The organism is Bacteroides sp. AF39-16AC, from assembly GCF_003602735.1.
GTDB lineage: Bacteria > Bacteroidota > Bacteroidia > Bacteroidales > Bacteroidaceae > Bacteroides > Bacteroides uniformis.
This window is the reverse complement of record NZ_QTLN01000035.1, coordinates 14269-34045: the sequence shown is the minus strand read 5'-3', so window position 1 is coordinate 34045 and position 19777 is coordinate 14269. Positions and strand designations below refer to the sequence as shown.

Annotated in this window: 19 protein-coding genes; 11 read left to right on the top strand and 8 right to left on the bottom strand. The window is 49.0% G+C overall.

The window, feature by feature from the left end; all coding sequences use genetic code 11:
- Positions 1–176: 176 nt before the first annotated feature.
- The 4 genes from DW039_RS19245 to DW039_RS19230 all read left to right on the top strand — a co-directional run bounded on the left by DW039_RS19245 (position 177) and on the right by DW039_RS19230 (position 3502).
- Positions 177–488 carry a metal-sulfur cluster assembly factor gene (locus DW039_RS19245; RefSeq protein WP_005824875.1) on the top strand — a complete coding sequence of 104 codons (312 nt, stop codon included), beginning with the start codon at positions 177–179 and terminating at the stop codon, positions 486–488.
- Positions 489–527: 39 nt separating this feature from the next.
- A complete protein-coding gene (locus DW039_RS19240) occupies positions 528–1292 on the top strand; it encodes a UDP-2,3-diacylglucosamine diphosphatase (protein WP_005824878.1) in 765 nt (254 codons plus the stop codon).
- Positions 1293–1333: 41 nt separating this feature from the next.
- Complete coding sequence (locus DW039_RS19235; RefSeq protein WP_044468484.1) at positions 1334–3190, top strand: serine hydrolase; 1857 nt, start codon at positions 1334–1336, stop codon at positions 3188–3190.
- Positions 3191–3289: 99 nt separating this feature from the next.
- The gene (locus DW039_RS19230) at positions 3290–3502 is read left to right on the top strand and encodes a hypothetical protein (RefSeq protein ID WP_005824882.1); all 213 of its coding nucleotides are present in this window, start codon (positions 3290–3292) and stop codon (positions 3500–3502) included.
- Positions 3503–3608: 106 nt separating this feature from the next.
- On the opposite strand, the gene DW039_RS19225 is transcribed toward DW039_RS19230, so the two are convergent.
- From DW039_RS19225 to pta, 3 genes are all read right to left on the bottom strand, one after another.
- A complete protein-coding gene (locus tag DW039_RS19225) occupies positions 3609–5009 on the bottom strand; it encodes an alkaline phosphatase (protein ID WP_044468262.1) in 1401 nt (466 codons plus the stop codon).
- A gap of 180 nt (positions 5010–5189) precedes the next feature.
- A complete protein-coding gene (locus DW039_RS19220) occupies positions 5190–6386 on the bottom strand; it encodes an acetate/propionate family kinase (RefSeq protein ID WP_022401075.1) in 1197 nt (398 codons plus the stop codon).
- A 21-nt stretch (positions 6387–6407) separates the two neighbouring features.
- Positions 6408–7427 (bottom strand): phosphate acetyltransferase, encoded by a 1020-nt coding sequence (pta, locus tag DW039_RS19215; RefSeq protein ID WP_005824889.1) that lies wholly within the window; start codon positions 7425–7427, stop codon positions 6408–6410.
- 322 nt (positions 7428–7749) lie between these two features.
- Here pta and DW039_RS19205 point away from each other — a divergent pair, with 322 nt between their 5' ends.
- Genes DW039_RS19205 through DW039_RS19190 form a run of 4 tightly spaced genes read left to right on the top strand, consistent with a single transcriptional unit; the run spans position 7750 to position 10806 of the window.
- Positions 7750–8088, top strand: a complete 339-nt coding sequence (locus tag DW039_RS19205; RefSeq protein WP_005824896.1) for a CidA/LrgA family protein — start codon at positions 7750–7752, stop codon at positions 8086–8088.
- The gene (locus tag DW039_RS19200) at positions 8085–8780 is read left to right on the top strand and encodes an LrgB family protein (protein ID WP_005824898.1); all 696 of its coding nucleotides are present in this window, start codon (positions 8085–8087) and stop codon (positions 8778–8780) included. The genes DW039_RS19205 and DW039_RS19200 overlap by 4 nt, the downstream gene beginning before the upstream one ends.
- Before the next feature lie 52 nt (positions 8781–8832).
- The gene (locus tag DW039_RS19195) at positions 8833–9747 is read left to right on the top strand and encodes a DUF2156 domain-containing protein (protein ID WP_117703998.1); all 915 of its coding nucleotides are present in this window, start codon (positions 8833–8835) and stop codon (positions 9745–9747) included.
- Positions 9748–9789: 42 nt separating this feature from the next.
- Positions 9790–10806: a GNAT family N-acetyltransferase gene (locus tag DW039_RS19190; RefSeq protein ID WP_117703999.1), complete on the top strand. Its 1017-nt coding sequence runs from the start codon at positions 9790–9792 to the stop codon at positions 10804–10806.
- Between the two features lie 2 nt (positions 10807–10808).
- Here the strand turns inward: DW039_RS19190 and DW039_RS19185 are convergent, their stop codons facing one another.
- From DW039_RS19185 to folP, 4 genes are all read right to left on the bottom strand, one after another.
- Entirely contained in the window at positions 10809–12128 is a 1320-nt protein-coding gene (locus tag DW039_RS19185; protein WP_005834721.1) for a TldD/PmbA family protein, read from the bottom strand.
- 22 nt (positions 12129–12150) lie between these two features.
- Complete coding sequence (locus DW039_RS19180) at positions 12151–13689, bottom strand: TldD/PmbA family protein (protein WP_009037767.1); 1539 nt, start codon at positions 13687–13689, stop codon at positions 12151–12153.
- Between the two features lie 83 nt (positions 13690–13772).
- On the bottom strand, positions 13773–14537 hold the full coding sequence (gene cdaA, locus DW039_RS19175) for a diadenylate cyclase CdaA (protein ID WP_005824908.1): 765 nt from the start codon (positions 14535–14537) through the stop codon (positions 13773–13775).
- A gap of 26 nt (positions 14538–14563) precedes the next feature.
- Positions 14564–15415: a dihydropteroate synthase gene (gene folP / locus DW039_RS19170; RefSeq protein ID WP_005824910.1), complete on the bottom strand. Its 852-nt coding sequence runs from the start codon at positions 15413–15415 to the stop codon at positions 14564–14566.
- Between the two features lie 184 nt (positions 15416–15599).
- On the opposite strand from folP, the gene murF reads away from it, so the two are divergent.
- Positions 15600–16898 carry a UDP-N-acetylmuramoyl-tripeptide--D-alanyl-D-alanine ligase gene (murF, locus tag DW039_RS19165; RefSeq protein ID WP_008662826.1) on the top strand — a complete coding sequence of 433 codons (1299 nt, stop codon included), beginning with the start codon at positions 15600–15602 and terminating at the stop codon, positions 16896–16898.
- A gap of 2 nt (positions 16899–16900) precedes the next feature.
- Here murF and DW039_RS19160 read toward each other — a convergent pair whose 3' ends face one another.
- Positions 16901–17284, bottom strand: coding sequence for a VanZ family protein (locus DW039_RS19160; RefSeq protein WP_005824913.1), 384 nt, complete (start codon positions 17282–17284; stop codon positions 16901–16903).
- Positions 17285–17387: 103 nt separating this feature from the next.
- Between DW039_RS19160 and DW039_RS19155 the strand changes: the two genes are divergently transcribed.
- Both DW039_RS19155 and DW039_RS19150 read left to right on the top strand, forming a co-directional pair.
- Positions 17388–18755, top strand: a complete 1368-nt coding sequence (locus tag DW039_RS19155; RefSeq protein ID WP_005834711.1) for a sodium-dependent transporter — start codon at positions 17388–17390, stop codon at positions 18753–18755.
- 6 nt (positions 18756–18761) lie between these two features.
- A complete protein-coding gene (locus DW039_RS19150; protein WP_008662822.1) occupies positions 18762–19712 on the top strand; it encodes a helix-hairpin-helix domain-containing protein in 951 nt (316 codons plus the stop codon).
- Positions 19713–19777: the final 65 nt, after the last annotated feature.

The window sequence follows — 19777 nt, the reverse complement described above, 5'->3', positions numbered from 1 at the left end:
TAGTAACACATTTATTAGTTTGTAAATGTGTCTACCTATATCAGGATAAGACATGAAGCGTGTTTCCCCACCGTCAAACCCTTTCTGAAGTAATGAAAAGGAGGGCGTTCCTTTGCATTTTCAATTAAATTCCATAGCTTTGTTCTTTGAAAACCTATATATAAAACCCTACGAATATGACCAAATTTGAAATAGAAGAGAAAATAGTCTCCATGCTCAAGACCGTATTCGACCCGGAAATACCGGTAAATGTATACGACCTAGGACTGATTTACAAAATAGACGTCTCCGACCAGGGAGAAGCCTCCATCGACATGACGCTGACTGCCCCCAACTGTCCGGCAGCCGACTTCATCATGGAAGATGTGCGCCAGAAGGTGGAATCCATCGACGGCGTAACCTCCGCCACCATCAATCTCGTTTTCGAACCCGAGTGGGACAAGGACATGATGAGCGAAGAAGCGAAACTGGAGCTGGGATTCCTTTAAATCAGTTGAAAGTTCAAAGTTGAAAATGGAAAGTTGAAAATGAAGAATGTATATTTCCTCTCGGATGCTCACCTGGGCTCACGAGCCATCGAACACGGACGAACCCAAGAACGGAGGCTGGTCAACTTCTTGGACAGCATCAAGCACAAGGCATCGGCCGTATACCTGCTGGGAGACATGTTCGACTTCTGGTACGAATTCCGTACTGTAGTGCCCAAAGGATACACCCGCTTTCTGGGCAAGCTGTCCGAACTGACCGACCTGGGAGTAGAAGTCCACTTTTTCACGGGAAACCATGACCTTTGGTGCGGCGACTATCTGACCAAGGAGTGCGGCGTCATGATACACCGCGAACCGCTGACCACCGAAATCTTCGGAAAAGAGTTCTACCTTGCCCACGGTGACGGGCTAGGCGACCCGGACAAGAAGTTCAAGATGCTGCGCGCCATGTTCCGCAGCCGTACCCTACAGACGCTGTTCTCTGCCCTGCACCCCCGCTGGAGCATGGAGCTGGGACTGAACTGGGCCAAACACAGCCGCTTGAAACGCATAGACGGGAAAGAACCCGCATACATGGGAGAAAACAACGAATACCTGGTGCTCTACACCAAGGAATACCTGAAAAGCCATCCCAACATCAACTACTTCATCTACGGTCACCGCCACATCGAACTGGACCTAATGCTGAGCAGTACCGCCCGCATCCTCATCCTCGGCGACTGGATAAACTACTTCTCGTACGCCGTCTTTGACGGCGAGAACCTCTTCCTTGAGAATTTTGTGGAGGGAGAGACGAAGCTATAACCCGCATTGCCAAACTGTTAACCATCATACCATTACCACCCATGAAACCTTTAAGACTGAAAAACATGATTGCCGGATGCCTGCTCGCAGCAGGAGCATTGCCGGTATGGGGACAATCCGGCGCCCCGACACTTGTCATCCGCATTGACGATCTCGGTGCCCTGCATTCCGTCAACGAAGCCTGTATCCAGACCTACCGCTCGGGTATTGCCCGCAGCGTGGAAGTGATGCCCGTAGCGGCCTGGTATCCGGAAGCCATCAAGATGCTGAAAGAAAATCCGGGACTGGACGTCGGCCTGCACCTCGTCATCACCAGCGAGTGGGAGAACGTGAAGTGGCGTCCGCTGACCCACTGCCCCAGCCTGACGGACGAGAACGGCTATTTCTACCCGATGATGTTCCCCAACCCGGCCTATCCGGGACAAGCCATCATGGAACAGAAATGGAACCTCAAAGAGATAGAGCAGGAGTTCCGCGCGCAGATAGAGACGACGCTGAAAAGCATTCCGCAACTCAGCCATCTGTCCGGGCACATGCTCTCCACCGGTTTCAGCAAAGAAGTGAACGAGCTGGTACAACGGCTCGCCAAAGAATACAACCTGCCGTCCATCGACCGCATGGACTCCTCCAAGGACTACCGGTTTACCTACATCGGATACGACGGCCCCAAAAGAACCGCCGAAGAAAAGGAGGCCAGCTTCATCAAAGCATTGGAGAAGTTGCAGCCGGGCCAGCGCTACCTTTTCTTAGACCACCCGGCACTGGACAACGATGAAATGAAAACCGTCTTCCACGTCGGATATGAGGACGTGGCGCTGGACCGCCAGGGAGTGACCGACCTGCTGACAAGCCCCCGTGTCCGGAAAGCCATTGAGGACAAAGGCATAAAGCTGATTTCCATCAACCAACTGACCAAGGGCCTGCCCCGCGCCGCCGCTGCTCCGAAGCTGGACAAGGCCATGAACAGATACCTGGATGCCGTAAAGAAAGCCGGACAAGACCTGCACAGTATCATGATTGTGCAACACGGCAATGTCATTGCCGAAGAATGGATGGGCGAAGGGAAAGAGGATGAGCCTCACATCCTGAACTCCGTCAGCAAGACATTCACCGCCACCGCCGTGGGACTTGCCGCCTCCGAAGGCAGGCTGAAGCTGACGGACAAGGTCATCTCCTTCTTCCCCGACAAGCTTCCGGCAACCGTCAGCGAAAACCTGGCAGCCATGACCGTACGCGACCTGCTGACCATGAACTGCGGGCACGACACCGACCCCACCGGAACGGTACGCAAAAAGGCAAACGCCGATTGGGTGCAGGAGTTCCTGGCCTTCCCCGTGGAGCACAAGCCCGGTACCTTCTACACCTACAACAGCCTGGGAACCTACATGCTCTCAGCCATCGTACAGAAAGTGACGGGCGAGAAAGTGGTGGATTATCTCTATCCCCGTCTGTTCCGCCCGCTTGGCATCGTCAACGCCCGGTGGCAGGAAAGCCCGCAAGGCATCAATACCGGAGGCTGGGGGTTGTACCTCAAAACGGAAGACCTTGCCAAGATAGGACAACTATTCCTGCAGAAAGGAAACTGGAACGGACAGCAGATTCTGCCCGAAGAATGGGTAAAGGAGGCATCTGCCTGCCAAGTGCCCTCACTGCCCGCCGGCATGAAACCGGAGATGCTGAAGAAAGCGAAGATGAGCGCCAAGACAAGCGACTGGCTGCAGGGCTACGGCTACCAGATGTGGCGCTGCCGCCACAACGCCTACCGTGCCGATGGTGCCAACGGACAATACATACTGGTGTTGCCGGACAAGGATGCCGTCATTGCCGTCACCGCCAACATCCCCGACATGCAGGCAGAGCTGAATCTAATATGGAAGTACCTGCTGCCCGCGCTATAAAACGTTTATTCTTATAAATGATTACGAAAAAGTGAAGGTTACCGGAACTTTTTCCCGGCATGGTTGTAGTAACATCATAACATTAAAAACATTAGCGTCATGGATGATATGATTTACAGAAACGACCCGATTGCCGAAGAGAACATAGACCCGCACGGACGTCCGGCAACGGATGAATTCGAGGAATGGAGCGAAGAGGTCTCCGAACGGACAGATACCGGATACAAGGACCAGAAAGTAAAATCTGCCAAGGAACGGGAGAAACGTATCCGGGAGATGGATGAAATTATAAAGAAGGACCTTAAGGAATAAATAGACAGCCACCACAGATAGCACAGATTCTCACAGATTAGTCTCTTATACTTGATATCAGAGCTTCCAATCTGTGAGAATCCGTGTAATCTGTGGTGACTGTCTATTATTTGTATCCGCCAGCCTTGGCTATGCGTTTCGGGATTTCCGTGTTGTCCATCTTACCCACAAACAGCTTGGAACCTGCACCTACTGCGAATACCGGCACATATCCGGCTGTATGGCCACCGCTGGTCCAGCCTACCATGGCAATCTGGCTCATTACCTTCTTGGCGGCAACGGCCAGGGGCTCAGTCTTGGCATAAAGACTTTCCTCAAACACTACATGCTTGTTCACGAATGATTCTTCGTAAGCATCACGCAGCATCTTCTCCTGCTCCCAGCTCACCGGCAGTTCTTTCCAGAAACCCATCTTTTCTGCCAGGAATTCCTTCATTTCCGGCCAGTTGATAACCTTGCGCATCTTGCGTAAGTCCGTGATGGAACGTGAAAGGATATCCTGAGACTGCTTCTGCTTGGCAAGGGCTTTCAGTTGAAGCTCGTACTTACCGGTACCCAGACCCAGACCGCCGGTTTCATGGTCGGCAGTTACCACAATCAGCGTTTCTTTGGGATGCTTCTTATAGAAGTCGTAAGCCACCTTGATGGCGTTGTCCATATCCACCACTTCCTCAAAGACTGTGGCGGGGTCGTTTCCGTGGCAGGCCCAGTCAATCTTTCCACCTTCAACCATCAGGAAGAAACCCTTGTTACTGCCTTTGGTCAAGAAAGAAATGGCGCTTTCGGTAATTTCGGCCAGCGTCAGGTCGCCTTCCTGGCGGTCGATGGCATAGGGCAGGCAAGAAGGCTCTGCCCCTTCTTTCTGGATAAGAATCATCTTGTCCGCCTGGACAGACTTCGACTTATATTCGTCAAGGCCTCTTGCAACGGTATAGCCGGCTTCTTCAAAGATAGGGAAGATGCTCGGAGCCTCTTTCTTATCGGCAGTGGTAGTCGGTTTCAAGAAACCACCGCCTGCATAGAAGTCGAAACCGGCTTTCGGCAGGTCGAGGGCTATCTCGTAATACATGCCACGGTCCGGCTGATGGGCATAGAATGCGGCGGGAGTAGCATGGTCTACACTGACGCTGGTAGTTACCCCAACTTTCTTACCGGACTTTTTGGCTCTCTCGGCCACACTCTGAAGCACACTCTTGTTATCGTCCATACCAATGGCGCCGTTGTAGGTCTTTGCACCGGTAGCCAGGGCTGTTCCGGCAGCAGAAGAGTCAGTCACCGAGTTGGTGGCAGAAAAGGTAGTTGCCATGCTGGCAACCGGGAAAGAAGTGAACAGCAAAGGCTTTACACCGATGCGCCCTTCTTGTTCGGCCAGATACATCTCCGTACCGTTCACCTGGTTCACACCCATTCCATCACCGATGAAATAAAACACGTACTTCGCCTGCTGGGCATAGGCCATGCCGCTGGTCAGCAGTACAAAGAACAACACATACATTAATCGTTTCATAAGCAGTTCTTATTTAAAGTTATTCGGAAAATTGCCTTTATTGTTTTTAACCGAGTAACAAAGATAGGTATTTTAAAGGATTCGGAAAACATTTCGCCCCTACAAATACATTACATATTTGCAGGGGCGAAACCACATCCGGACTCCGGGAAGCCGGAACCGGGAAATATTACAGCGATATTACTTCTTCAGAATATCCATCGTGTCCGAAGCAATCATCAGTTCCTCGTCAGTGGGGATTACCACCACCTTCACCTGAGAATCTTCGGTAGAGATAACCATTTCTTCACCGCGTACTTTGTTCTTCTCGGCATCCAGCTTTATGCCCATGAATTCCAGGCCTTCACATGCACCCCAGCGGGCACTTGCCTGATTCTCGCCGACACCACCGGTAAATACCACGATATCCACACCACCCAAAGCAGCGGCATAGGCACCGATATATTTCTTGATGCGGTAGAAGTACATTTCTTCAGCCAGAACAGCCTTCGGATTGCCGGCAGCTACGGCATTTTCCAGGTCGCGCATGTCACTGGATTCACCGAAGATACCCAGCACACCGCTCTTCTTGTTCAGCAGGTTGGAGATGCCGTTGGCATCCAGACCCTCTTTCTCCATGATGAAGGAAACGGCACCGGCATCAATATCACCACTGCGGGTACCCATCATCAGACCTTCCAGCGGGGTCAAGCCCATGCTGGTGTCTACACACTTACCGTCCTTGATGGCAGTAATGGAACCACCGTTGCCAATGTGGCAAGTGATGATTTTCTTTCCTTCCGGCTCTACACCTAGGAACTCGCAGACGCGCTGCGATACGTAGCGGTGTGAGGTTCCGTGGAAACCATAACGGCGTACGCCGTACTTTTCATAAAGTTCGTAAGGCACGGCATACAGATAGGCATGCTTCGGCATGGTCTGATGGAAAGCCGTATCGAACACACCAATCTGCGGAACATTAGGCAGAATGGCAGATATTGCATTTACCCCCTTCAGGTTAGCAGGATTGTGGAGCGGAGCCAGGTCGTTGCAGGCAGTGAAGGCGGCAAGCACTTCCGGCGTCAGCCGTACAGACTCGCTGAACTTTTCGCCTCCATGCACCATACGGTGACCTACGGCATTGATTTCGTCCAAAGACTTGATGGCTCCATATTCAGGGCTTGTCAAAGTGTTCAGGATAAATTCCACACCTACGGTATGCTCTGGAATGTCCCTCTCAAGAACTTTCTTCTCGCCACTGGGCAAGGTGAACTTCAGGAAAGAGTCCTTCAAACCAATTTTTTCGATACCACCCTGGGCGATAACTTCTTTCCGGTCCATATCAAACAATTTGTATTTGATGGACGAGCTACCGCAGTTCAATACTAAGATTTTCATACTATATATCAGATTTAAAAGTTATTCAGCATTCTTTTTGGCAGCAATGGCCTGATTGGCAGTGATGGCAATCATGCGATACACATCCTCGATGGAGCAACCGCGTGAAAGGTCGTTCACCGGACGGGCGATACCTTGTAGGATAGGTCCTACGGCATCAGCATGTCCCAGACGTTGCACCAGTTTGTAGGAGATGTTGCCCACTTCGAGGCTGGGGACAACCAATACGTTAGCATGTCCGGCGATAGAAGAACCCGGAGCCTTGCTTGCACCTACTTCCGGCACCAAAGCTGCATCGGCCTGCAACTCACCGTCGATGGCAATATCGGGAGCCATCTCCTTGGCAATCTTCAATGCCTCAACCACTTTATCCACCACTTCGTGCTTGGCAGAGCCCTTGGTAGAGAAGCTCAGCATGGCAACTTTCGGGTCGAGACCGGCAACTGCCTGGGCTGTACGTGCCGTACATACGGCAATCTGTGCCAATTGTTCTGCATCGGGCACCGGAGTCACAGCCACGTCACCCATCACCAGGATACCGTTCTTTCCATATTCAGGAGCATGTGTCAGCAGCAGCATGGCACCCGAAACGCAAGTGATGCCCGGGGAAGTCTTGATAATCTGCAAAGCAGGGCGAAGTACATTACCCGTAGTGTTGCGTGCACCTGCCAACTGGCCGTCAGCGTCGCCGTTCTTTATAATCAGGCAGCCCAGATAAAGCGGATCGACAACCAACTTGCGAGCCTCTTCGATGGTCATGCCTTTCTTTTTGCGGAGCTCGCAAAGCAGTTGGGCATATTCTTCTTTCTTAGGATGGTCTTCCGGGTCGATAATGGTAGCTTTGTTTATATTTCCCAGCCCCCACTCTTTGGCACAAGCCTCTATCTCGGCAGGTTTTCCAAGGATAATCAAGTCGGCTACTCCGTCAGTCAGGATTTGATTGGCAGCTTTCAGTGTACGCTCTTCCGTACCCTCGGGAAGAACAATTCGTTGGCGGTTTGCTTTGGCACGCTCAACAATTTCGTTAATTAATCTTTGCATGATATTTTAATTGTCTATTAAGAATCGGCAGTATGTGTTATTCACGCCGCAAAAGTACACAATTTTGCAATATCTACATTGCAAACATCGGTCTTTTTACCGTTCAGACCATAATTATTATAATATTTAACATTAGGTATTCCCAGCATTCATGTGTACGCACACGTGCCCCTCTGCAACAAACAATTACCCGTCCGGCAGGAACAACCCGCCCGACTCTACAAACGACATAAAAAAAATCAGGATACAACGATAACAAGCAATACATAGAATACCTACCTTTGCAGCGTTTTCAACGTATAACAATAGGTATTATAATAATATGATTCGTCAATGCGCCATCCTTTTCGGATGCTTAGCTTTGGGTGAACTGATTGTTTTCTTTACGGGTATCAAGTTACCTTCCAGCATCATCGGTATGCTGTTGCTCACCCTATTCTTGAAATTGGGTTGGATTAAACTGCACTGGGTGCAGGGTATGTCCGACTTCCTGGTTGCCAACCTGGGCTTCTTCTTCGTACCGCCCGGTGTAGCTCTCATGCTTTACTTCGATGTCATCGCCTCCGAGTTCTGGCCGATAGTGACCGCTTCCATAATCAGCACCCTGCTGGTGATTGTAGTCACCGGATGGGTTCATCAACTAACACGTAAAATCAAATGAACTTTTTAGAAAACGAATTTTTCCTATTGGCTGTCACCTTCGGGATTTTCTTTCTGGCCAAACTCCTGCAGAAAAAGACCGGCATCATGTTGCTGAACCCCATCCTGCTGACAATTGCCATCCTCATTGTCTTCCTGAAGATGACACATATCAGTTATGAGACCTACAATGAAGGAGGACATCTGATAGAATTCTGGCTGAAACCCGCTGTTGTAGCCCTGGGAGTCCCCCTATACCTCCAATTGGAAACGATTAAGAAACAGCTGCTCCCCATCATGCTGTCACAACTTGCCGGCTGCATTGTGGGAGTTATCTCTGTCGTGCTGATAGCTAAATTGATGGGGGCTTCCGACGAGATTATCTACTCCCTGGCGCCCAAGTCGGTCACTACGCCGATAGCCATGGAAGTAACTAAGTCGCTGGGCGGCATTCCCTCACTTACCGCCGCCGTAGTGGTCTGTGTAGGCTTGCTGGGAGGAATACTGGGCTTCAAGACCATGAAACTGACCCACATCGGCAGTCCTATGGCACAAGGCCTTTCCTTGGGAGCCGCCGCCCACGCGGTAGGAACTTCCACAGCCATGGACATCAGCCGCAAATACGGCGCATTCGCCAGCCTCGGCCTGACCCTGAACGGTATTTTCACTGCATTGCTGACCCCAACTATTCTGCGATTATTAGGGCTACTCTAACAAAATCTTCTTATTTTTGTTATCTATAATCATAACCAACTAAAAACAACGTATGATTTCATTTAAAGATATCGAATTACAAGACAAAGAACTGATTACTTCCTATACACAGAACAGTCCGCGACGGAATTGTGACCTCTCATTCTCCAACCTATGCAGCTGGCGTTTTCTATACAATACAAAGTTTGCCATCATGGACGGCTTCCTCCTGCTGAAATTCTGGGCAAACGATGAACTGGTGTACATGATGCCGATAGGTAACGGAGATTTGACAAAAGTACTGGACGCACTGGTCGAAGACGCACACCGGGAAGGGGAACCTTTCTGCCTGCTGGGAATATGTTCGGGCATGTGCTCGGAACTGGAAGCCTTCATGCCCGGAGAATTCCAGTTCACAGCAGACCGGGACTATGCCGATTACCTCTATCTGCGTACAGACCTCGCCACGCTTGCCGGAAAGAAATTCCAGTCCAAACGGAATCATGTCAACAAATTCAAACGCACCTATAATTACGAATATACTCCCATCACTCCCGACCGCATCCAGGAATGTCTGGACCTGGAAGCCGAATGGTGTAAGGCCAACAATTGCGACCAGCATGAAGGAACGGGCAACGAACGTCGCGCACTGGTCTACGCCCTCCACAATTTTGAAGAACTGGGATTGACCGGAGGCATCCTGCATGTAGACGGCAAAATTGCCGCCTTCACTTTCGGAATGCCCATCAACCAAGATACCTTCGGAGTACATGTGGAAAAGGCCGACACCAGCATAGACGGAGCGTACGCAATGATTAACTATGAATTTGCCAACCATATCCCCGAACAATATGTCTACCTCAACCGTGAAGAGGATTTGGGTATTGAAGGATTGCGCAAGGCCAAACTTTCGTACCAGCCTGCCATTATTCTGGAAAAATACGTGGCATGCCTGAAAGATGAACCGGTGGAAGCTATCAAATGGTGAGAGTAAGGATTAGAGATTAAGGATTAAAAGGATAAGGGATTGATGATACGGGAAAAGGTAAAGAACTTATGGAAGCTCTGTTTCAATGATAGCGAGGAATTTACTGAACTGTATTTTCGGCTCCGCTACAACAATGATATCAATATTGCCATCCAAAGCGGCGAAGAAGTGATTGCCGCCCTACAGATGTTGCCTTATCCTATGACGTTCGAAGGAGAAGATATTCATACGGCCTATATATCCGGCGCCTGCACACACCCTGATTACCGTAACCGGGGCGTAATGCACGAGCTGTTATCACAAGCCTTTGCACGGATGCTACACAATAATGTCGCCTTATCCACCCTGATACCGGCAGAACCGTGGCTGTTCGACTACTATGGCCGCAGCGGTTATGCCCCCGTATTCCGCTATGCCGAAGAGACCTTTATCGCTTCCGGTACACCGACAGCCGATATGGGCCTTACTTTGGAAATGTCTGCCGAATATACTGAAAAAAGATATGAATATCTCGACCGGAAATTGCGGGAGCGCCCTTGCTGCATCCAGCATACGGAAGAGGATTTCCAGGTTATCATTGCCGATTTACAACTGGGACAGGGCTTCGTTTGCACATTGAGCAATGGGGAGGAAATCACGGCTTTGGCCATTACCTATCCGATAGGGAAAGCCAACTGGCGCATTGGAGAAATCGTGTCGGATACTCCCACAACAAAAACTTTACTGCTTCAACATATCTGCCAAAGCCTGAATCTCCCGTCCATCCGGGTTCTCACTCCTCCCGCTACCGGTGAAAGCCAACTTTTGGGTATGGCACGCATCATCAATGCCAAAACCATGCTGCAACTCTATGCTACGGCCCATCCGGAACTGGAACTCAGCATTCATCTCACCGATGAGCAGGTCAGTGCCAATAACGGCTACTACTACCTGAACAATGGTAAATATATGAATAGTGCCAAGCGTCTGCCGGGCAGCCACTTGGCACTTACAATCGGTGAACTCACCGAAAAAATATTTGCAACATCAAGCCCATATATGAGCCTGATGTTGAACTAGCATTACAATCCGCTGAAGTCGACTCCCTCAAATACCAGCGAAGGAATCTGCCATGAACGGTTCGGTTGAGGGTCATTGCCCACAGCAACCAAGGAATTCCATAAAGTAACCATGTTACCCGTCACATTCATTTCGTTGACGGGCTGTGTCAGCTTGCCGTCTTCAATAAGGAAACCCTCTATACCATAAGAGAAGTCACCGGTACTGCTATTGCTGTTACCGCCATTGAAGCCCGTAACCAAGATGCCTTGTTTAATATCTGCAACCAATCCGTTCAGGTCCTTATCGCCCGGTGTCAGAATTAGACGTGAAGGTGCACTGATAGTAGGAGCTATATCCATCTTCTTACCATTGTAGGTATCGATGAAATAAGTTTTCAGCACGCCTTTGTCAAAAACAGTGCGGGGTTCGGTAGCCACACCCTCATTATCGAAATAGCGTGAACCGTTTGCACCGATAGCATGCGGCTCGTCACGCAACGTGAAGAGGTCGGAAGCCACTTTCGTATCCAGCTTATCCATCAGGAAGGAGTTCTTTTGTTGCAAAGCACTGCCATACAATGCACTTAGCATCGGACTGAGCAGGTTTCCCACATTCATAGGGTCAACCACCATTGTATATTTACCCGACTTTGCTTTCTTCTGTCCCAGCTTGCGCAATACGCGTTCCAATGCCTTGGCACCGATTCCCGTCTTCGTCAATTTATCATAGAACAGAGCCGAGTCGTACCAGTAATCCTGAGGGCGAGCTTCGCCTTCTCCCTTAATGGATACACTGGCTGAGACAGAGAACCAGGTACTCTTCGACTCGCCTTCAAATCCGTTGCTTATCAAACGATAGGAAGAACCCTCGCCATCACTATAAGAAGAATCAACCGAAATGATACGCTCATCCTTGCCCAATACCTCCTCTGCAGCAGCACGGGCAATCGCCACTTTATCATCCGGGTTGACTTCATAGAGTTTCTTATCAAAAAGCTGCAAGTCAGGCTTGCCTCCTTTATAGTAGCGTGCAGGGTCGGCCAGCATACGCGACTCATCCACCGCCAGATAGCGGGTAGACTCTATACCATTCGTGATAAGAGTTTCCAATTCTTTCTTATCCAGCCGATTGGTGGAAAAAGAGCCGAAACGTCCGTCCACATAAAGATTCAATCCCAAACCATTCTCCGTAGACTGCTGCAAACGGTCCATTTTGCCGTCACGCAGTTCAAAAGAAGAATTAGAATTTGTATATAGCACCAGTTTGGCTGCCTGGCAACCGTTCTTCAAGGCATATTCCATTGCCCATTGTGCCAATTTCTTATTGTCGTCTGTAATCATGTCTTTAATTGATAGTTGATAATTAACTTTCTCCTCCTACAGTCAGCTTGCTGACTAGTGCCGATGGCATACCGCAGGTAACGGGACAAGACTGACCGTCTTTACCACAAGTCCAAGTACCGTTGTCAATCTTATCGTTATTTGCCACCATCGTGATGTCAGCCAATGCTTTCGGACCATTACCGATGATATTTATATCCTTGACGGGCTGCGTCAGCTTGCCATCCTCAATCAAGTAACCCGACTTCACAAAGAAGGTAAAGTCTCCGGCACCGATTTGCACCTGGCCATTGGTAAACTGGTCACAATAGATACCTTTCTTCACGGTGGAGATAATGTCCGCTTCCTTCATATTGCCGGCTTCCATATAAGTGGCACGCATACGGGGGATAGGAGTATTACGGAAAGTATCGCGACGTCCGTTTCCGGTAGGAGCCACCCCGTAATGCTTGGCACTGATGCGGTCGTGCAGATAGCTGGTCAGGATACCTTCTTTCACAATATAGGTCTTCTGGCCTTCCACACCCTCATCGTCAAAGTTCACGGCTCCGCGGTTGAAGGCAATGGTACCATCATCCACCACATTGATATGCTCGTTGCACACCTTCTTGCCAAACAAGTCGCAGAAGATGGAAGTACGCTTACGGTTAAAGTCAGCCTCAAAAGCATGTCCTATGGCTTCGTGTAACAAGATGCCCGAACCACCCGCTCCCATCACGACAGGCATTTCACCGCCTTTGGGCTTCACTGCCTTGAACAAGATGGAGGTCTTATCCACAGCTTCACGCGCAAGGGTATCCACAATATCGTCCGTCATGAATTCAAACCCTTTGCGGTAAGAACGACCGGCATAACCGTTCTCCATTTTTCCATTCTCTTCCATAATACACACGGCCATGAAAGAGACCATTGGGCGGTAATCATAGTAGCTCACGCCCTCTGAGTTACAGAATAAGACATGAGAAGTACTGTCTACAAGAGACGCCTGGACCTTGCGCACCCGGTTGTCCAGAGAAAAAATCTTTTCGTTCAGTTTCTCCAGATAAGGAATCTTTGCCTTAAGGCTCACGTCTTCCCAAGGTTCGGTGACGGCATAACGGCTTTTGGCAATCGTCTTCTCCGTCAGCCCCACAGGCTTTCCGGCCTTACCCGAAGAAGCTATACGGGCAGCCGTACGGGCAGCACGCAGCATTTCTTCTACGGTCACGCCTTCTACATAGGCATAGCCAGTCTGGTCGCCTGCTAATACGCGCACGCCCATACCGAAGTCAATGTTGGCTCCACAATTGTTTACTTTACCGTCCATCAGAACCACACTATTATTAAACGTGTGCTCAAAATAGAGGTCGGCATAATCTCCGCCTTTTTCCAGAGCGGCAGCCATCACTTTCTTCAAGTCAGCTTCCGTCACGCCAAAGTGAGCCATTGCCGAAGCTACGGCAGACTGATTATCTGCTCCTCCCAAAGCTCCGCGTACTGACGCAGGCATAGCCAACGAGGGTACTGCCAGCGAGCCTAACATCGCCAGACTTCCCGTCCGTAAGAAATTTCGTCTATCCATCCTTTTCAGTTATTAGTTATAAGATATTGTTTTTATTTTATATCATAGTTATATGACGTAAAAATAGGGGATTTTGTCACACCTCAGCTTTCCTTTGTTAACAAACTTTCCAATTCCTCAGCATTTAGGCGCAGATAGAATTGTCCTTTATAAGCCACTGAAATACCTCCGGTCTCCTCCGATACAATGATAGCATGCGCATCAGACACCTGGGAAATTCCCATGGCAGCACGATGCCTCAGCCCCAGTTCCTTAGGAATGTCCAGATTATGGGAAACAGGCAGGATACATCCCGCCGCTTTGATACGTTTCTTACTGATAACCATCGCTCCATCGTGCAACGGACTGTTCTTAAAGAAAATATTCTCAATCAGACGCTGGTTTATATCGGCATTGATAATTTCTCCCGTACGCACCACATCATCCAAAGGCAAATTATGTTCAATGACAATCAAGGCACCAACCTTCTGCTTCCCCATGCTGATACATGCCATTACCACCGGCATGATGTCGTCATGTTCCAACTTCTCTTTCTTATTGCCGGTGAAGAAGCGTACCAGCGCACTGGCATGCTGATGCGAGCCGAGTGTCAGCAAGAAGCGCCGTATCTCGTCCTGAAACAAAATGATAAGCGCCAGCACGCCCACACTGACCAGCTTGTCGAAGATGGAGCCGAGCAATTTCATCTCCAGCACCTGCGACACCACCAGCCATATCAGGATAAACACCAGGATACCCGTAAACACATTGATAGAGCCGGAGGCTTTCATCAGCTTATACGTATAGTACAGCAAGAAAGCCACTAACAGAATATCTATAAAATCTTTTATTCCAAATTCAAAAAACACGATATTGAATGATTAGGGGTTAGGGATTAGGAATTATTTCGCATGGCTTGCACAATCCGTACGGTTTCCACGGCTTCTTTCACGTCGTGTACGCGGAGGATGTCAGCACCTTTCAGCAAACAGATGGTATCGAGCACCGTAGTACCATTCAGCGCCTCCTGAGGAGTAATGTCCAACAAGCGGTATATCATCGATTTACGTGAAACGCCTACCAGCAAAGGCAACTCAAAAATACGGAACTCTTCCAGATGGGACAGCAATTCATAGTTATGCTCCATTGTCTTTCCAAAGCCGAAACCGGGGTCCAGAATGATGTCTTTTACACCTAAGTCACGTAATTGCTGCACCTTGCGCGCAAAATACAAGAAAACCTCTTTCAGAAGATTGTCGTAATGAGGATGCTGCTGCATACTTTGCGGAGTGCCTTGCATGTGCATCATAATATAAGGTACGTTCAATGCCGCAACGGTATGGAACATATTCGCATCCATCTCACCGGCCGCAATATCATTGATGATGGCAACACCATACTCTTCCACACACATTCTTGCCACATCCGCCCTAAAAGTGTCTACCGACACCACAGCATCCGGCTGTATCTCAAAAAGTATTTTCAGGCCCATACGCAACCGTTCCATCTCTTCCCTGGCAGAGACATTGTCGGCATTGGGACGGGAAGAGTAAGCGCCTATGTCAATAATGGCCGCTCCCTCCGAAACTATCTGTTTCACCCGGCGTGCTATTTCTACCTCTGTCTGTGTGCGGCTACCGGCATAAAAGGAATCGGGAGTAACGTTCAGTATGCCCATGACACGGGGTTGAGAGAGGTCGAGCAGCGAACCGTTGACATTTATATATCGGGCAGTTGTAATTTCCATAGGCAGTCTGTTCTATATAGTACCTGCAAATGTAAACAAAAAAGTGGTTTCAAAATACATAAACTCATAAAACTGATAAGTTTTTTGCTTGTACCCGGGAAGGGAGAGGATTAAAACTATATCTTTGCACGATGGTTTACCACAGATTACACAGATTCACACAGATTGATTTAATTATAAAGTCATGGATATAACAGCTATACATCAGATATTCCTAACATGCACCAGTGTCACTACTGACAGCCGTAACTGCCCCCAAGGCTCTTTATTCATTGCGCTGAAAGGCGAGTCGTTCAACGGAAATGCCTTTGCCGCCCGAGCGCTGGAAAGCGGAAGTGCTTATGCCATAGTAGATGAAGAAGCCTATGCCCCCGCAGGCGATACACGATACATCGTGGTGGAAAACAGCTTGAAGACCTTGCAACAACTTGCCAATTACCACCGTCGGCAGATGCGTACACCCATCATCGGCATTACGGGTACAAACGGAAAGACTACTACCAAGGAACTGATGTCCACCGTACTTTCGCAAACTCACAACGTGCTCTATACCTTGGGAAATTTGAACAATCACATCGGTGTTCCCCTCACCTTGCTTCGCCTGCGCCCTGAACACGACCTTGCCGTGGTGGAAATGGGTGCCAGCCACCCGGGAGACATCAAGGAGCTGGTAGAGATAGCCGAACCTGACTACGGGATCATTACCAACGTAGGAAAAGCCCATCTGGAGGGATTCGGCTCTTTTGAAGGAATCATCAAGACCAAAGGAGAGATGTACGACTATCTGCGGACGCGGAAAGAAGCTACCATCTTTATCCATAACGACAACCCCTACTTGAAAAAGATAGCCTACGGACTCCACCAGATTGCCTACGGCAGTGAGGACGGGCTGTACATCAACGGACACGTCACCGGCAATTCTCCTTACCTCACCTTCGAGTGGAAAACGGACAACGAAAGCAAATATCACGAAGTACAAACCCGGCTTATCGGTGAATATAACTTCCCCAATGCTCTGGCAGCTGTCACCATCGGACATTTTTTTGGTGTGGAACCGGAGAAAATAGACAAGGCACTGGCCGGATATACCCCGCAAAACAACCGTTCACAACTGAAAAAAACAGCGGACAACACACTGATTATCGATGCCTATAATGCCAATCCCACAAGCATGATGGCTTCCATCAGCAACTTCCGGAACATGCAGGCCGAAAACAAAATGCTGATATTGGGAGATATGCGGGAGTTGGGTAAAGACAGTGCCGACGAGCACCAGAAGATTGCAGACTATCTGGAAGAATGCGGATTCAAGGATGTAGTTCTTGTAGGGGAATTGTTTGCCGCCACACGCCACCCTTATCAGAGTTATCCCGATGTGACCGCACTCATCGCAGAGCTGCAAAGGGAGAAACCTTGTGGGAAAACTATTCTGATAAAAGGGTCGAACGGCATCAAGCTAAGTTCCACAGTTGAATACTTATAATCCTATTTCATCCTTGGCCTTAAAATAAAATAGCCGACCATTGATGCAAGCACCGCTCCCGTGGTATTGGCCGCAAAATCCAGCCAGTCTCCGCCACGGTATGTCGTGCAGTATTCTTGCAGCAACTCCACCATTCCGCTGAACAAAACGGGACAGACAAACGCCCCTGCCCATGCATGCCATAAAGGGGCGTTGTCTCTCCGGTGAGCGCGAAGAAACTCCAGCCACAGCATTCCTGACATGCCGAAATACATACAGATATGCACCACCTTGTCTATATTGGGAATCTTGCTTATTTCTGTAGAAGGCGGTTTAAAGAATGAAAGATAAATCACCGTCAGAATAATAAAAAGCGACACCGGATATTTCTTAATATAATATAGCATATACCAAATTATCAACGAACTGTGCGCAAAAGTACAGAACATTTTCTATATTTGCATGTTTTAGCTGGTATTAATAACGAATTGAAAGAAAAATCTACGTTTTATGACAAAAAGTGACAGAGCCAACTTCGGAAGCAAATTAGGCGTCATACTTGCCTCGGCAGGCTCCGCAGTCGGTTTAGGCAATATCTGGCGTTTCCCGTTTGAGACCGGGAATCACGGAGGTGCGGCATTTATCCTTGTATACTTGGTTTGCGTGCTCATTCTCGGCATCCCCATCATGATTGCAGAATTCCTCATCGGCAGGCGCTCGCGTGCCAATACGGCAAGGGCTTATCAGAAATTGGCACCCGGCACGCATTGGCGCTGGGTAGGACGTATGGGCGTACTGGCCGGATTCCTTATTCTGGGATATTACTCCGTTGTGGCAGGATGGACGCTTGAGTTTATCGGCGAAGCGGCTACCAACAGTTTTGCCGGGAAGTCGGCAGCCGATTTCATCGCATCCTTCAACAGCTTTGTCAGCAACCCCTGGCGTCCGGTCATCTGGCTGGTGCTGTTCCTGCTGGCCACCCATCTCATCATTGTCAAAGGAGTGGAAAAAGGTATTGAAAAATCAGCCAAAATCATGATGCCAATGCTATTTGTCCTATTGATAATCCTTGCCATCTGCTCCATATCCCTGCCCGGAGCAGGAGCAGGCATTGAATTCCTGTTGAAACCGGACTTCAGCAAAGTGGACGGCAATGTGTTCCTTGGAGCCATGGGCCAGGCATTTTTCTCCTTGAGCTTGGGGATGGGATGTCTCTGTACATACGCTTCTTACTTCCGCAATGATACGAACCTGCCCAAAACGGCACTCAACGTGGCGGCTATCGACACCATGGTAGCCATTTTGGCAGGATTCATCATCTTCCCTGCCGCCTTCTCTGTAGGCATCAAACCGGATGCGGGTCCCAGTCTGCTATTCATCACCTTACCTAATGTCTTTCAGCAAGCGTTCGGCAATATTCCCTGGCTGGCGATACTGCTGTCTCTGATGTTCTATATCCTACTGGCATTGGCAGCACTTACTTCCACCATTTCCCTGCACGAAGTGGTAACTGCCTATCTACATGAAGAGTTCAAGTTCTCACGCAGCAAGGCAGCCAGATACGTGACAGCGGGCTGTATTTTCTTAGGAGTATTCTGCTCACTGTCTCTCGGTATCGGCAAAAGCTATACCGTATTCGGGCTAAACCTATTCGATTTGTTCGACTTTGTAACGGCCAAGCTAATGCTACCGTTAGGCGGTTTCTTCATTTCCATCTTCATAGGCTGGTATCTGGACAAGAAAATCGTATGGGAAGAAGTCAGCAACAATGGCACTCTGAAAGTATCCGTCTACAAGCTATTGATATTCATCCTGAAATATATTGCTCCGATAGGAATTGCACTGATTTTTATCAATGAACTGGGTTTTCTGAAATAGGCCATCATGCAGAACCCCTTTAAAGAATTCCTTTATTTCTCCCGGGGAGAAAGGCGCGGAATACTGGTTTTGATTACCGGCATTATTCTCGTCTTTCTCTCCGGGTATATTTATATATACCAAAGAGAGAACCGCCCCCTCTCCGATGAAGTAATCCGGCGGCAGGCCACTGCCATGGCAGAATACGAATCGTTCATCGCATCCATACAAGAAAAGGAACAAAAATGGGACAACAGACTTAAACCTTCCTCCCAAAAACAACCGACAACCGTCTCCTTGGCCCGTTTCAATCCCAATATCGCCGACTCCGTCATTTTTTGCCGACTGGGACTGCCCGGATGGATGGCGCGGAACATACTCCGCTACCGTAGTAAAGGAGGGAAGTTCCATAAGGCAGAAGATTTCCGGAAAATATATGGAATGACAGAAAAACAATATCAGACACTCCTACCCTATATCCACATCACTCCGGAAGACACAGAAACAAGAACCGTCCAGTTATACAGCTCTCCTGCAAGCAATGACAGCGCCGTTACTTTCCGAATTGCACCGGAAAAATATCCGTCTGGGACCCTTGTCGACCTGAACCGCGCCGACACCACAGAACTGAAGAAAATACCAGGCATCGGTAGTGGCATTGCCCGTCTAATCATCGGTTATCGGCAACGCTTGGGAGGATTCTACAACATCACGCAATTACAAGAAATCCATTTGGACACCACCCAATTGCAGTCCTGGTTTTCCATCGACACCCGGGCCATCCACCTCATCAACCTGAACCGTAGTAGCATAGAGAGGCTGCGCCACCATCCTTACATCAACTTCTACCAGGCAAAGGCCTTTGTAGAATACCGGAAGAAGAAAGGCGACCTTCATAGTCTGAAACCTTTTGCACTTTACGAGGAATTCTCCGATACCGATTTGGAGAAAATCAGTCACTACGTTTGCTTTGAATAACAGCATCATGCAACATTTTTCAATGTCTGATGCAACCTTTTCACCAGTCATTTCGTCTAACAAGC

Bases quoted from the DNA above. Each gene is read 5' to 3' on its own strand.
- DW039_RS19200 (WP_005824898.1), top strand. From the start codon at position 8,085: ATGAACTTTTTAGAAAACGAATTTTTCCTATTGGCTGTCACCTTCGGG.
- DW039_RS19155 (WP_005834711.1), top strand. From the start codon at position 17,388: ATGACAAAAAGTGACAGAGCCAACTTCGGAAGCAAATTAGGCGTCATA.
- DW039_RS19240 (WP_005824878.1), top strand. From the start codon at position 528: ATGAAGAATGTATATTTCCTCTCGGATGCTCACCTGGGCTCACGAGCC.
- DW039_RS19245 (WP_005824875.1), top strand. From the start codon at position 177: ATGACCAAATTTGAAATAGAAGAGAAAATAGTCTCCATGCTCAAGACC.
- DW039_RS19160 (WP_005824913.1), bottom strand. From the start codon at position 17,284: ATGCTATATTATATTAAGAAATATCCGGTGTCGCTTTTTATTATTCTG.
- folP (WP_005824910.1), bottom strand. From the start codon at position 15,415: ATGGAAATTACAACTGCCCGATATATAAATGTCAACGGTTCGCTGCTC.
- murF (WP_008662826.1), top strand. From the start codon at position 15,600: ATGGATATAACAGCTATACATCAGATATTCCTAACATGCACCAGTGTC.
- DW039_RS19150 (WP_008662822.1), top strand. From the start codon at position 18,762: ATGCAGAACCCCTTTAAAGAATTCCTTTATTTCTCCCGGGGAGAAAGG.
- DW039_RS19205 (WP_005824896.1), top strand. From the start codon at position 7,750: ATGATTCGTCAATGCGCCATCCTTTTCGGATGCTTAGCTTTGGGTGAA.
- DW039_RS19225 (WP_044468262.1), bottom strand. From the start codon at position 5,009: ATGAAACGATTAATGTATGTGTTGTTCTTTGTACTGCTGACCAGCGGC.
- DW039_RS19195 (WP_117703998.1), top strand. From the start codon at position 8,833: ATGATTTCATTTAAAGATATCGAATTACAAGACAAAGAACTGATTACT.
- DW039_RS19220 (WP_022401075.1), bottom strand. From the start codon at position 6,386: ATGAAAATCTTAGTATTGAACTGCGGTAGCTCGTCCATCAAATACAAA.
- DW039_RS19180 (WP_009037767.1), bottom strand. From the start codon at position 13,689: ATGGATAGACGAAATTTCTTACGGACGGGAAGTCTGGCGATGTTAGGC.
- DW039_RS19235 (WP_044468484.1), top strand. From the start codon at position 1,334: ATGAAACCTTTAAGACTGAAAAACATGATTGCCGGATGCCTGCTCGCA.
- pta (WP_005824889.1), bottom strand. From the start codon at position 7,427: ATGCAAAGATTAATTAACGAAATTGTTGAGCGTGCCAAAGCAAACCGC.
- DW039_RS19185 (WP_005834721.1), bottom strand. From the start codon at position 12,128: ATGATTACAGACGACAATAAGAAATTGGCACAATGGGCAATGGAATAT.
- DW039_RS19190 (WP_117703999.1), top strand. From the start codon at position 9,790: ATGATACGGGAAAAGGTAAAGAACTTATGGAAGCTCTGTTTCAATGAT.
- DW039_RS19230 (WP_005824882.1), top strand. From the start codon at position 3,290: ATGGATGATATGATTTACAGAAACGACCCGATTGCCGAAGAGAACATA.